The sequence below is a fragment of the Streptomyces liliifuscus genome, from assembly GCF_016598615.1.
Taxonomy (GTDB): domain Bacteria; phylum Actinomycetota; class Actinomycetes; order Streptomycetales; family Streptomycetaceae; genus Streptomyces; species Streptomyces liliifuscus.
The window spans coordinates 346,778-358,688 of the sequence record NZ_CP066831.1; the positions used below are offsets into that span (position 1 = coordinate 346,778).

Genomic DNA, 11,911 nt, shown 5'->3' on the forward strand with positions numbered 1-11,911 from the left:
GTGACGATTCAACGAAATACCGTCGGGCCAGGGGCAAATGGCGGCTTCCTCTACGCCGGCGGACTTGCCCGTCGGCCAACCGGCCTTGGCAGCCGGCAGATCGTGTCGGAGCCCAACGCCGCGTTCGCGGCCGCGGCGTGGGCCAGTTCCTCGTCGTCGAGGAGTACTGCCGGCCGGGGCTGCGGAAGATTCGGGGGACGCGTCGCCGCAGCACTCACGGCAGGGGGCCGGGTCCCGGGTGAGCCACTCAACGGCTGTCGGCTCGGTTTCGGGGTCGCGTCCGGTCAGAGCCCGGACCTCAGGGTCCTCGTGGTCGGCGAAGACGGAGAGTCCGTCATGAGCACGCGGCGCTCGGTCGGTCCCAGGTCCGCACGGCTCGCCACCTTCGTGCGCACCTCCGGGTCCGGATCGGCGACGAGTGCGCGGCGCTCGGCGGGGCCGGGGTCCGCGCCGTACGCGATCAGGCCCCGCATCAGCCGTTCCGCCATCGGCTGGATCGACTTCCGCCGTCCCTCCGGCATCAGTCCCCGCGGACAGCAGTCGCCCTTCGCCCGCTGATCCTTGCACGGCACCGACGCGAACACGTCAGCCACGAACAACGCCAACGTCGCCCGAGCACGGTTCACTTCATGTGCGTCCACATGCCCAACATGCTCCCAAACAAGACCGCGAGACAGACCTAACGGAGTCCTATCAGGGCCTGGGCCCGCAGGACGGCGCTCACGCTACGTCCTCTCCAGCGGCAGTCCGAAAGGTGGTCACGAACAGGGCCTCGATGGACTCTCATCGAGGCCGGCCGGACGGGCCTTGGTCAACCAGCGCCGCAGGTCCTTGCGGAGCGGGCCGTGCGCGGCGAGCGTCGCGTCGGCAGACGTCCATGTCACGAACGTCCCCACCCCTGGCCGGGCGACCACCAGTCGCTCGTGCTCCACCTCGCGGTTCGCCTTGAGCACGGTGTTCGGATTGACCGCCACCTGCCTGGCCTCCTCCTTGACCGCCGGTCCCGGGGACGCGACAGTCAGCGAGGTCATCGAGACCGCGTGCGTTCACAGCCGGACAGTTGGCAGCAATGGACCGGCGAAGTGATCACGCTGATGCACGTCGTCCGCGACCGCAACCGAGCTCGCCTTCGACCCGCTGGAACACAGGATCGACCACACGAAAGGGCAGCTACGTGCGCGCACGGGGCATCAACTACGACACCGGGTTCCTCCCCGGACAGGAGCTCTCCCGCAAGGCCTTCACTCCCGAGACGGTCCGGCAGGACATGGCGGTGATCTCCGGTGATCTCCATTGCGACGCCGTCCGCGTCTCCGGGCGCGAGCCCGAACGGCTGAGCATCGCCGCCCGGCATGCCGCGGACGTCGGCCTCGAGGTCTGGTTCGCCCCCTTCCCCGTCGACCTTCCTCCTGACCAACTGCTCCCGTTCTTCGCCGACTGCGCCCGTCGGGCCGAAGCCGTACGGCAGGCCGGCGCCGATGTCGTGTTCGTCGCCGGCTGTGAAGTCACCGCCTTCTGCGGCGGCTTCATCCCCGGCGACACCTATGGCGACCGGCTGCGGACCATGGCCGCCGCCGACATGGAATGGTGGTCCTCCCTCGACCCGGTGCAGACACGCCTCAACGAGTTCCTCCCCGAAGTCGCCGCAACCGTCCGCACGCACTTCGGGGGGCAGCTCACCTACGCGTCCGCCCCCTGGGAGTCCGTCGACTGGGGCCCGTTCGACCTCGTCGGCATCGACGCCTACCGGGCCGCCTACAACGCCGACAGCTTCCGGGACGAACTGCGCGGCCACTTCGCCCACGGCAAACCCGTCGCGGTGACCGAGTACGGCACCTGCGCATACCAGGGCGCGGGCCAACTCGGCGGCATGGCCTGGCAGACACCTCACGACGCGATACCCGATGAAGAGGAGCAAGTGCGCTACCTCACCGAGCTGCTGGACATCTTCGATGAAGAAGGAGTGGACACCGCGCTCTGGTTCACGTTCGCCGGTTACAGCAGGCCCGGGGACCACGACCTCGGCTCCTACGGCGTCGTCCGGATGCTCGACGAAACCCACTGGGAACCGAAGAGGGTGTTCCACGCGATGGCGGCCAGGTACCAACGCCGGTGAAGCGTCATGAACCGTCTCTGCACCCACTTGGAATGTACTGAGCGTCGGTGGTCAGTCCCGCGTGAGCCGGAGCCGTCCGAGGGAGCGCTCGTCTGCAAGCCACTCATCGGCCTCATGACCGGCGATGAGTGCCGCCAGTCCAGCCCGCAGCTCTGGTTCCAGACGACTGCAAGCGGCTGTGAACGTCGTCAGGTCGTCGGTACTGCCCAGCAAGGTCAAGAGCTGGAGGACTTGGCCGCTGTGGTCGCGTGGGATGTTCAAGAGGTCGGCGGCAGCCATGATCGTGCCACCGACCAGATCCTGGCTGGGGAATTGTTCCAGGGCACCGTAGATCGCTTCGTGGGCGCCGTAACCCTGCTCCACCTGGAGCGACGCGATGAGGGCGTGCACTGCTGCGGGGCCCTCGGTCCCGTCGACCATGTCCGCAAGGGCGACGTAGCGATCGTAGCGATGGCCGGCCTCTTTGTCGGAGACGGAGATGTCACCGTCCTGGACGAGCTCGCCCGTCCAGAGCAGCTCCCGCCGCCATGCATCGAAGTCGCCGAACGGCATGAACGCTCTCCCTCGTGGCGGTCCGCTGGTCTCATTGCGGCGGGTTCGACCTCGGACACTACCGGCGATGCGTACTGACCATCCTTGCGCGCCAGGAATCCCCCCCGTAGCTAGGCTCGCCGCGAGATGGGGAGATCACAGCAAGATTCGTCTCAATGGGCGGGGGCTCCATGGCATCGGATGAACAGTGGTACGTGCTCGTCGAGGCAAATTACGGCTTCACCGACACACAGTGGAAACTGGAGGAAAAGTGCCACGTCGTGGGCGGCAGGTCAGCAGCGCTGTCCCGGGCGGAGGAGATCTGCCGCACGTGGTGCCCATTCGGCTGGAAGCCGGAGGAGTGCGGCCGGACCGTCTTTGAGGTCTCCGAGACGAGCTGGCTGGTGGAGCTGGTCGAAGAGCGGTGGCCGGAGTCGGACGACCATGCTTACACCCGCGGGGAACACTTCCGCGTCACGGTCGCGCGAGTCGTCCATGCCAAGGAGGCCCCGCCCGCCCATCCCCCTGAGAAGAAGGCCGGGGCCATACGTCGGGCCTTCGGCGGTGGACGGTAGCGGAGTCGCGGGTAGCCGAATGGTAGTGAGTCCTGGGCGAGGTGCAGGCGGGATCAGCTGCCACGATCGACAGGGCCCACTTCGGCAACCGTGGAGACAAGCCGGGCCTTGGGCCCCCCTGTGGACATACCGGAGATAAAAGGCTGTACTACACACAAGAGTTCGCTCGACTCGAGGTTTCGTCACCCACTGACGGTCAGGGATCTACCGGAATTCCAGCGCGAGAGGACGGCATGCCGCAGCAGGACGCCGGACCCAGCGGGGCCATGCCCCGCAACCGCCCGGGAGACACCTCCCTCACCATGGGCATTGTCGCCCTCGTGGGTTCCTTCATCCCCGTCGTCGGTGACTTCGTCGCCGCGCCCCTCGGACTCCTCGCTCTCCTCCTGGGAGTGCTGGGGGTCTGGAACAACGAGCGGGGCCTCGCCACGAACTTCGGCCCCTCCCTCATCGGCGCCACCCTCGGCGCCCTGGCCCTCTTCATCGTCCTGCTCATGTTCTCCGTCACCCGCTGAACCGCGCCCTGAGCACGCGAGCGCAGCCCCGGAAGCCTGACACTCGAAGCGCCCTCCCGGCCCACCGCCTTCCGTGAGACGGCTGCTCCGTGCGGCAGAACGTCCCGCTGACAGCCGGTCCGGCACTGGTACGGATTCGCGTCGACGATCTCCCGCACCGCGTACTTGCCCTCATGGCAACGGCCCCGAAGGACGCGTCGCCTTCCAAACCCCGGCATCACGGGCTCAATCAAGACGCACCGCCCGCCGGACAAGTCGCCGCGGTGCGGCTCAGCACCCTCACAGAGGTGTCGCCGCGCGCAGGATGAGCACCATCGTCACCGCGGAGTTCGCGGACAACAGTGCGGACACCGCGGTCCCCGCCGCCGCACCCCAGGCGGCCAGACCCACCGAGGTGAACACCGACGGCCAGCTGCGCAGCGCGGGCGCAGGCCCGAGCAGGGCGGTCACCCGGCGCGGCACCGGACCTGGTGCGGCGAAGCCCGCGAGCGTGGCCACCGGGGTACCGCGGGAGACCAGCGCCGCCTTGCCGATCGCGCACGCCACGGCCCGGCGGCTGCCGACCGCCTGGGCCGCCTCCTCGTCCGCCCACCGCTCCGCCGTATAGGACACGGCCGTACGCAGCGGACGCAGGAACGGGTTGGCGCGCGCGGCCAGTTGGACGGCGAGCAGGAACCAGTGGTGCCGGGCGGCGAGATGGGCGCGCTCGTGGGCGAACAGGGCGCGCCGCTCCGCCGGTTCGAGGCAGGACAGCAGGGCGGTGGTCACGACCACCCGGTCCCGTCGACCGCCGGGCAGGGCGTACGCATACGGCACTTCATCGGGCAGTACGGCCACCTCCCTGCCCGGCAGCCCGGCCAGAGCCCGGTGGGCGTGACGCCGCACCCGCCCGTGCCGCCACAGCGTCCGGCCGCACGCCATCAGCACCGCGAGCAGCGCCGCGATGGCCGCCTTGCCGGCAATCTCGTCGTACGGCACGGCCTCGCGCACCTCGGGGTCCGACCAGGCGTCGGGCAGCGGATTGCCGGGCAACTGTGCCGTGCCGACCACCATCAGCAGCCCCAGACACACGGTGCTGCACACCGCCATCACCACAGCCAGCCCGGTCAGCAGCCGGGTGGCGGTCCGCGGATGCAGCCGTTGCTCGGCCAGGCGCGCGATCGGCCACGCCGTCAACGGCAGGACCAGCGGCAGAAAGACGAACACCCCCATGAGGCTTCAGTCTTCCCCTTCACTGTTGGCTCGACCCAGCAGGTCACGCAACAACCGCTCGTCGTCCGGTTCCAGAGAGGTGACGAAGCTGGCCAGCACCGCTCCACGATCGCTTTCGGCGTCGAGCACCTTGCGCATCTTGTGCGCGGCCAGGCCCGCCTGGTCCGACGCGGAGGTCCACGCGAAGGACCGGCCCGCCCGCTCGCGGGTCACCGCGCCCTTGGCCAGCAACCGGGTAAGGATCGTGATCACCGTCGTGTAGGCCAAGTCTCCGCCGAGGCGCTCCTGTACCCACCCCGCACCCACCGGGCCGTCCGCCTCACTCAGGGCCGACAGGACGAGTGACTCCAGTTCGCCCTGCCCCCGCCGGGGACGCTGCCGCTGGTCCGTCACGCCCTGTCTCCCTCCCGCCGACCCCGAATTCACGGGCGATCCATCGTATCGACGCCCGGCAGCCGAATGCGGTGCTCCACCAGCACACCACCACAGTGTCTACATGATTGTAGAATCCGGGCCGCCCGACGGGTTGTTCCGTGCCGCACCAACAACCACGGACCACGGCAAGAAGGCCAACCCGGGCGGCATCGCGTAGCTGATTCCGGAGCTTCCCACCAGAGTCATCACCCAGGCCGCCCCACCCCGGCGCGATCCGGGCGGCCCCATCCGCACGACGGTTTCGCCATCGCGGGGCTCACCCCGGCGGCCGACTCTCGGTGACCTTCCTCGACCGGCCGGCCCAGCGGGAGCGTGCTCCGACGCCGCCACCCGGGTCTCGACCTTCGCGGGCTCGCCGGCCCACGACTACCAAATCGTCCTGTACAACTCCCGTGGCCGACGGGTCACTTCACCGCGCCCATCATTTATCGGCCATATGCAACACGACCGACCTCCGGGCCACGCAATCCCTTCCCCGCCTTCTACAGTGTTGTAGTTTTTATCACCGGGTCCGTCCGGGCCCGACCTGACGCATCGAGAAGGAGCACGCTGTGGGAGTTTCCCTGGCCAAGGGTGGCAATGTCTCGCTCAGCAAGGAGGCACCGGGCCTGACGGCCGTCCTGGTCGGCCTCGGCTGGGACGTACGCACCACGACCGGCACCGACTACGACCTCGACGCCTCCGCGCTGCTGCTCGACGCCTCCGGCAAGGTGCTGTCCGACCAGCACTTCATCTTCTACAACAACCTCAAGAGCCCCGACGGGTCGGTCGAGCACACCGGCGACAACCTCACCGGCGAGGGCGAGGGCGACGACGAGGTGGTCAAGGTGAACCTCGCGGGCGTGCCCGCCGAGATCGACCGGATCGTCTTCCCCGTCTCCATCCACGACGCCGAGAACCGCGGCCACAGCTTCGGCCAGGTCCGTGGCGCCTTCATCCGCGTCGTCAACCAGGCCGGCGGTGCCGAGATCGCCCGCTACGACCTGTCCGAGGACGCCGCCACCGAGACCGCCATGGTCTTCGGCGAGCTCTACCGCAACGGCGCGGAGTGGAAGTTCCGCGCCGTGGGCCAGGGCTACGCCTCGGGGCTGTCCGGGATCGCGTCCGACTTCGGCGTCGGCGTCTGACACAGGCAGCCCGCCCCCGGGCCTGATCCCCGGGGGCGGCCCCGCACACCATCGTCCGGCGCCCCCGTCAGGAGACCCTGTGGCCGACACCCCCGGCCTCCGCCCCGAGGACCGGGCGCAGGACCTCCAAGCCGTACTGCACTTGGCGCCGAACACCCCGGACATCCTGGGCGCCCTGCGCGCCGACCCCATCAGCCGGGCGGCCACACACCTACGCATCCAGGCACTCGCCCGGGCCGACGAGATCACGGCGGCGGCTTACAGCGGGTACAGCACGTATCTCACCTTTTGCGCCCGGAAGGCGTCCGCCGAGGAGACCTGCACCGCGCCAGCCCACCGATGTGGGCGTGGCGGCGCGGGTGTGGCGGCTCCGTGCCCCGCACCCGGCGGGAGCAGGCACGGCTTGACTGGAAGCAAGCCCTGCCGGAGCGCGGCATGCCGCCCCACCCACGCCGGTCGATCGCCGAGGATTCGTTCCTCCGCCCGGCGCCACCCCCGACCACTACCCGCCACCGGCTCCCAGAGCCCTCGCTCATCGGCCAGCAGCCGCGGCGGTCCCGACGGCCGCGCAGGCGGCCCCGGACACTTCCCTCAACAGCGCCAAACCCGAAGGAGAAGCACCCCATGTCGGTCAACATGACCAAGGGTCAGCAGATCAGCCTGAGCAAGGCAGACGGCAGTGCCCTGAGCGCCGTCCGGATGGGCCTGGGCTGGCAGGCCGCGCCCCGCAAGGGCTTCCTCGCCAAGCTCACCGGAGGCGGAGAAATCGACCTGGACGCCTCGGCCGTACTCTTCGCCGCCGGGCAGCCGGTCGACGTCGTCTTCTTCCAGCACCTGGTCAGCGACGACGGCTCCGTCAGGCACACCGGCGACAACCTCACCGGCGGAGCAGGTGCCGGAGGCGACGACGAAGCCGTCCTCGTCGACCTGTCCCGTGTCCCCGCCCAGGTCGACCAGATCGTGTTCACGGTCAACTCCTTCACCGGCCAGACCTTCGCCGAAGTACAGAACGCCTTCTGCCGCCTCGTCGACGAGACCACGGGAGCCGAGCTCGCCCGCTACACCCTCACCGGCGGCGGCAAACACACCGCGCAGATCATGGCGAAGGTCCAACGCACCAGCGGCGGCTGGCAGATGAAGGCCATCGGCGAACCCGCCACCGGCCGCACGTTCCAGGACCTGCTGCCGTCCATCACACCCCACCTGTAAACCAGGGCATCCCACCCGCCTCCCCCGATGCGCCCGGACGTACCCGGACCGGGCCCCACATCAGACAGGAACCGCATGTTCGGACTCAGCGAGATCGCGATCGAGGACCCATCGCGCGTCTCTCCGGCTCTCCCTGCGCAAGGCCGGGTACGGACTGTCCCCTGAGGAACTGTCCTGCGGTCGAATGCTCCGACCGGGAAGGCCACCAGACTTCGCAGGGCCGCCTCGGACGACGACTTGGCGACTCATAGCCGATCGTTGGTCGGAAACACGGTGTGACGTCGGCGAGTTGACCGCCACAGCCTCCAACCGGTCAGCCGCAGAAGGCCTTGTCCAGAAGCGCGTCGACAGCGTCGTCCGGGTCACCGCGGAAGTCGGGTGTGAGCGCGACGGTGACCTGGCGTCGCCGGTCCTCCGTGGTGAACGACCATGCCTGGTACGCCAGGGCATCGCCGTCGTTGCCGTATGCACGGACCCCGCACGATGTGTCCTGCCAGGCCAGTCCCAGCCCGTACCTCCTGCCCTCGACAGCCGGTGTCTTCATCTCGTCGAGCAGGTGCCCCGGCAGGAGACGTCCACCGAGCAGTGCGGCGACGAACCGGTTGAGGTCTTTTGCCGTGGAGATCATTTCCCCACCTGCGCCCATCACCGACGGGTTCATCTCCGTGTAGTCGACAAGCCGCGGTTCGCCGTCCTTCCTGATCGGTACGTAGCCGCGCGAATGCGGCCCGCGTATGAACGGGGACGTCCCCGGCAGTGAGGTGTCACGCAACCGCAGCGGTCGGATGATCCGGCGCTCGATCTCCCCCGCGTACGAGCGGCCGGTCACCTTCTCGATGATCTGGCCGAGCAGGAGGTAGCCGGTGTTCGAGTACTCGTACTTGGAACCCGGCGGTTCGAACGTCGGCGGGTTGGCCACCGCGCGCTCCACCTGCTCGCCCGCGATCCAGGTGCGCCAACGGTTGTCCAGAAACTCCGGCTCCGGCGGCATCGGCAGCGTGCGCTTGAAGTCGTACAACCCACTGGTGTGGTTGAGCAGTTGCCGCACAGTGATGCGATGCCCGTCGGGCACAGCTCCGGGCAGCCACTGCTCTGCCGTGTCGTCCAGCCGCAGCCGACCCTCGCCGACAAGTTGCAGAACGACGGTGGCGACGAACGTCTTCGTGATGCTGCCCACCCGGAAACGGCCCCGGTCCGGAACCGCCCGCGTCGTGCCCAGTTCGGCGACCCCGCTGGTGCCCCGCCACACGCCCTGGCCGTCACGCACCTCCATCAGCGCGCCCACCGCGCCGACGGCCACGACGTCGTCCAGCTTTTGCTGCAGTCCGGTGCGCTCGGGTTCCTCCGGCGTGGCCGAGGCGGCCGCGGACGATGCCGCGATCACCGCCAACGCCGCCGTCGCAGTCACCAGCGCCCTACGTGCTCGCTTCATCCCGCCCTCCCTGGGAGCACCTGCCGGCCCACAGCGGCGGCAACCGTACGCCCGCCCCTGCCCCACTCCCTGGAATGCGCTGAAACCGCTCCCACAGACGATCCCCCTCGACAGAACCCACGGTCCGATTCATCCCGAACACCGTGAGTCTCCTAAAGGGGTTGGGCAGCCGCGATGGGGCCTGTCTCCGTATCCGGCGGGGGGATTCCCCCACCCTGCCGCTGCGGAGATCGCGCTCCTGAGGCGTGCGCCCTGACTGAGCCTCTCCTCCTGCGAGCCCGGCTGGCCGCAGCAAGGTCAAGCGCCAGGCAGCCACCAGCGATGAGTGCTTCTGCGAGCCGCAGCAGAGTGTCCACCTCCCGGGCGGGACGCCGGTCAGTTACGTGCTCCTGAGCTGCGTTCGCCGCGGTGGCGGCCTGGGCAAGGCAGTACCTCGCCAGGCCAGCTGGATGGTCAGTGGGTTCAGAGGGCGGGAGCGAGATCTTGATCGCTCCGAAAGGCGAGTACTTGGGTGTGGGGACGCGACTCGGCCCGCCACCTGCCTTGTCCGACATGCCAGTCCCGCACCCAGTGCGGGAAATCGCCACCCGGCTGATCGGACGGGCAGCCGACACAGAGTGCGACGCCTGCGGCGGCGGATCGGTGGGACCTGGCCGATCGTCGCCGCACACACCCAACTCCGTCTCGCCCGGCTCCTGGTCGGCAACCTTCGCCATCCGTGGGAGAAGCCGGCGGACCCAGGCCGGCTCGCCCCCGCCCGGGTCCGCCGGGTGTTCAGGAATCTCCGCCCGAACCTGCTCTGTCCGGCCTGCGCGCCAAAACTCAACCGGCCCGGCCCCGACAGGCCGCTCGGCTCGAAGAACCGGCGCCCCGCCACCCGCTACGACGTCGGCAGGACCACTAGATGCGGCCACCAGACGCCCCGAAAACATCACCGAACGCGACCAGCGAAGACGCTGACACGGCTTCAGAAGGGAACGACCAACCCAGCTTCTCGCAACCCAAGCAATGCCCTTCCCATGCACTCGGCGGCCGAGGCCCCATCGGCCCTCATCCCACCATCCAGGGGCCCACCAGAGGCTGCGAATGTCCAAGCCGGCTGACCGTCACGCATCCGCTCCGCGTCGACCCGGATCATGGCATCCACACCCTGCTCGCCAAGCCATTCCAGGATGAGAATCGTGGCGTCCTCGACACCGCTGTCGAGATCCGCCTTGGGCCGTCGCCCCATTCCCTTGGCCATGGCCACAACCCTACTCAGAGGCCGCATTGGCCTTGTCGCACACTTTCCGGCGGCTCAGGCCATATGGAACAAGCTCAGCTTGTTCCATATGGCCTGAGGTCGACCAGCGAGGCCACCGGACCGTCCGCGCACAGCAACGCGTCCACGAGTTCGAACAGTTCGTCCCCGCGCGCGGTGGGACAGTCGAGTAAGTCGTCCCGAAAGCGTGAGGCGTTCGCGGACACCTCCCTGGGGCCGGCGTCAGGCAGCAGACTCATCTACACGGCCTTCGTTCTGATCGGTGCACCTTGGTCGGAGCACACGATCAGACGAGGGCCGCCTCAACCTCCGGAAAACGCCCAGGTCAGTGACATAGTTCGAGGAGCATTTCGACGCCGGATGTCCTATGGCACGGCCGCTGGACGAATTGCCACCGGAGTCCGACCGAGTAAGGGCCGGTAGGGTAGTGCTCTTCGGGCTGCTCGGCTCCGGAGTCCTGGAGGCGACTGTCAATGAACCTCCGCCCCCTGACTGCTGGTTCCGATGCTCCGATACACAACGTGTGGCGGCTTCCCGCTGCTGACGCGATGCGGGGGCACCGAGCCCTTTGGTGGAGCGTCGGCCCCGCCGGGGAGCTCGCGGTCATGTTGGTCCACCGGCAATACCTTGATCACACCCGCTACGTCAAAGGGTGGATCGGGTGGGGGCCGCGGGTCCCGTTCACGGGTGAGCTGGTCACCTTCACGGGACAGGAGGAGCGGCGCATCCTGGTGAATGACATCCGGATTCGGCCCAGTCACTTGGCCCTGCTTCCGGATGCTCGATTCCTGCTGGTGAGCGGGCGCACGTTCCGCAACGAGACCGAAGGGCCCTGGGCGTCCAACGCTGTGGTGTTCTCCGCGTCCGGGACACCTGAGGCCGAGTTCTGCGTCGGTGATGACATTCCCGCCTTGGTCACCGACGTCCACGGAGGAATCTGGACGGCTTACGGCGATGAGGGCATCTACGGCGGCCACCCCGAGTCGGGAGCGGGCCTCGCGGGCTGGGACAGCCAGGGCCTGACCTCCTGGATGCCCAGGGATCGGCTGCCCGACCACCCGGTGGAAGGCTGCACAGCCGCGACCGAGAACGAACAGGTATGGCTCGTCTGGTACTCCGGCAGCGGCACCTTCCTGACGCGGATCACTCCATCCACCGGCGACATTGCCAGCTACCCCAGCCCCGTCCCCGCCCCGGACGGACTCGCGGTCTGTGACAACAGGGCAGTGCTCACCCGCCGCGACCACAACAAGCGGTCCGTCGAGCTCATACGTGCCGAGCTCAATGGCACCACCTGGGCAGTAACCAGTCGTCGTCGGCTACGGCTGCCCGGTCGAGTCGTCATGCACTGCGGCCAAGGCCGCGACGGTTCCCTCTGGCTCCGCGCAGGCAACACCTGGCTGCGCATAGAAGCATGAACACCCGGGCAACGTCTCGGGAGTTCCTCTGAACTGTGACGCTCCGTAACTGGTGGCGCTGTGCGCCACCTATCGAATTT

12 protein-coding genes and 3 pseudogenes are annotated in these 11,911 nt (G+C 68.5%); 7 read left to right on the forward strand and 8 right to left on the reverse strand.

The features are described 5' to 3' along the window. Window positions 1-464: 464 nt before the first annotated feature. Window positions 465-641 (reverse strand): annotated as a pseudogene (locus JEQ17_RS01495) (IS701 family transposase); the annotation flags it as partial. 117 nt (window positions 642-758) lie between these two features. Continuing rightward, a complete protein-coding gene (locus tag JEQ17_RS01500; protein WP_234047991.1) occupies window positions 759-1,031 on the reverse strand; it encodes a GntR family transcriptional regulator in 273 nt (90 codons plus the stop codon). Between the two features lie 143 nt (window positions 1,032-1,174). On the opposite strand from JEQ17_RS01500, the gene JEQ17_RS01505 reads away from it, so the two are divergent. Then, entirely contained in the window at window positions 1,175-2,116 is a 942-nt protein-coding gene (locus JEQ17_RS01505; RefSeq protein WP_200393454.1) for a hypothetical protein, read from the forward strand. 51 nt (window positions 2,117-2,167) lie between these two features. On the opposite strand, the gene JEQ17_RS01510 is transcribed toward JEQ17_RS01505, so the two are convergent. Continuing rightward, entirely contained in the window at window positions 2,168-2,668 is a 501-nt protein-coding gene (locus JEQ17_RS01510; RefSeq protein WP_200393455.1) for a hypothetical protein, read from the reverse strand. Between the two features lie 170 nt (window positions 2,669-2,838). On the opposite strand from JEQ17_RS01510, the gene JEQ17_RS01515 reads away from it, so the two are divergent. Both JEQ17_RS01515 and JEQ17_RS01520 read left to right on the forward strand, forming a co-directional pair. Then, complete coding sequence (locus JEQ17_RS01515) at window positions 2,839-3,222, forward strand: hypothetical protein (protein WP_200393456.1); 384 nt, start codon at window positions 2,839-2,841, stop codon at window positions 3,220-3,222. A gap of 233 nt (window positions 3,223-3,455) precedes the next feature. Next, window positions 3,456-3,737 carry a hypothetical protein gene (locus JEQ17_RS01520; RefSeq protein WP_200393457.1) on the forward strand — a complete coding sequence of 94 codons (282 nt, stop codon included), beginning with the start codon at window positions 3,456-3,458 and terminating at the stop codon, window positions 3,735-3,737. 279 nt (window positions 3,738-4,016) lie between these two features. On the opposite strand, the gene JEQ17_RS01525 is transcribed toward JEQ17_RS01520, so the two are convergent. Together JEQ17_RS01525 and JEQ17_RS01530 are read right to left on the reverse strand one after the other, a co-directional pair. Continuing rightward, window positions 4,017-4,949 (reverse strand): M56 family metallopeptidase, encoded by a 933-nt coding sequence (locus tag JEQ17_RS01525; protein WP_200393458.1) that lies wholly within the window; start codon window positions 4,947-4,949, stop codon window positions 4,017-4,019. 6 nt (window positions 4,950-4,955) lie between these two features. After that, window positions 4,956-5,342 (reverse strand): BlaI/MecI/CopY family transcriptional regulator, encoded by a 387-nt coding sequence (locus tag JEQ17_RS01530; RefSeq protein WP_200393459.1) that lies wholly within the window; start codon window positions 5,340-5,342, stop codon window positions 4,956-4,958. 593 nt (window positions 5,343-5,935) lie between these two features. Here JEQ17_RS01530 and JEQ17_RS01535 point away from each other — a divergent pair. Both JEQ17_RS01535 and JEQ17_RS01540 read left to right on the forward strand, forming a co-directional pair. Continuing rightward, on the forward strand, window positions 5,936-6,511 hold the full coding sequence (locus JEQ17_RS01535; protein WP_200393460.1) for a TerD family protein: 576 nt from the start codon (window positions 5,936-5,938) through the stop codon (window positions 6,509-6,511). A gap of 624 nt (window positions 6,512-7,135) precedes the next feature. Then, window positions 7,136-7,720 carry a TerD family protein gene (locus JEQ17_RS01540; RefSeq protein WP_200393461.1) on the forward strand — a complete coding sequence of 195 codons (585 nt, stop codon included), beginning with the start codon at window positions 7,136-7,138 and terminating at the stop codon, window positions 7,718-7,720. A 313-nt stretch (window positions 7,721-8,033) separates the two neighbouring features. Here JEQ17_RS01540 and JEQ17_RS01545 read toward each other — a convergent pair whose 3' ends face one another. Further along, the gene (locus JEQ17_RS01545; RefSeq protein ID WP_200393462.1) at window positions 8,034-9,152 is read right to left on the reverse strand and encodes a serine hydrolase domain-containing protein; all 1,119 of its coding nucleotides are present in this window, start codon (window positions 9,150-9,152) and stop codon (window positions 8,034-8,036) included. 622 nt (window positions 9,153-9,774) lie between these two features. Here JEQ17_RS01545 and JEQ17_RS49840 point away from each other — a divergent pair. After that, window positions 9,775-10,057 (forward strand): annotated as a pseudogene (locus JEQ17_RS49840) (NF041680 family putative transposase); the annotation flags it as partial. 62 nt (window positions 10,058-10,119) lie between these two features. Here JEQ17_RS49840 and JEQ17_RS01550 read toward each other — a convergent pair. Further along, entirely contained in the window at window positions 10,120-10,395 is a 276-nt protein-coding gene (locus JEQ17_RS01550; protein WP_200393463.1) for a hypothetical protein, read from the reverse strand. Between the two features lie 95 nt (window positions 10,396-10,490). Next, a pseudogene (locus tag JEQ17_RS01555) lies at window positions 10,491-10,652 on the reverse strand (NF041680 family putative transposase); the annotation flags it as partial. A gap of 555 nt (window positions 10,653-11,207) precedes the next feature. On the opposite strand from JEQ17_RS01555, the gene JEQ17_RS01560 reads away from it, so the two are divergent. Beyond that, window positions 11,208-11,831, forward strand: coding sequence for a hypothetical protein (locus tag JEQ17_RS01560; protein WP_234047993.1), 624 nt, complete (start codon window positions 11,208-11,210; stop codon window positions 11,829-11,831). Window positions 11,832-11,911 lie beyond the last annotated feature (80 nt).

Bases quoted from the DNA above. Each gene is read 5' to 3' on its own strand.
- JEQ17_RS01500 (WP_234047991.1), bottom strand. From the start codon at position 1,031: ATGACCTCGCTGACTGTCGCGTCCCCGGGACCGGCGGTCAAGGAGGAG.
- JEQ17_RS01510 (WP_200393455.1), bottom strand. From the start codon at position 2,668: ATGCCGTTCGGCGACTTCGATGCATGGCGGCGGGAGCTGCTCTGGACG.
- JEQ17_RS01515 (WP_200393456.1), top strand. From the start codon at position 2,839: ATGGCATCGGATGAACAGTGGTACGTGCTCGTCGAGGCAAATTACGGC.
- JEQ17_RS01520 (WP_200393457.1), top strand. From the start codon at position 3,456: ATGCCGCAGCAGGACGCCGGACCCAGCGGGGCCATGCCCCGCAACCGC.
- JEQ17_RS01525 (WP_200393458.1), bottom strand. From the start codon at position 4,949: ATGGGGGTGTTCGTCTTTCTGCCGCTGGTCCTGCCGTTGACGGCGTGG.
- JEQ17_RS01540 (WP_200393461.1), top strand. From the start codon at position 7,136: ATGTCGGTCAACATGACCAAGGGTCAGCAGATCAGCCTGAGCAAGGCA.
- JEQ17_RS01545 (WP_200393462.1), bottom strand. From the start codon at position 9,152: ATGAAGCGAGCACGTAGGGCGCTGGTGACTGCGACGGCGGCGTTGGCG.
- JEQ17_RS01550 (WP_200393463.1), bottom strand. From the start codon at position 10,395: ATGGCCAAGGGAATGGGGCGACGGCCCAAGGCGGATCTCGACAGCGGT.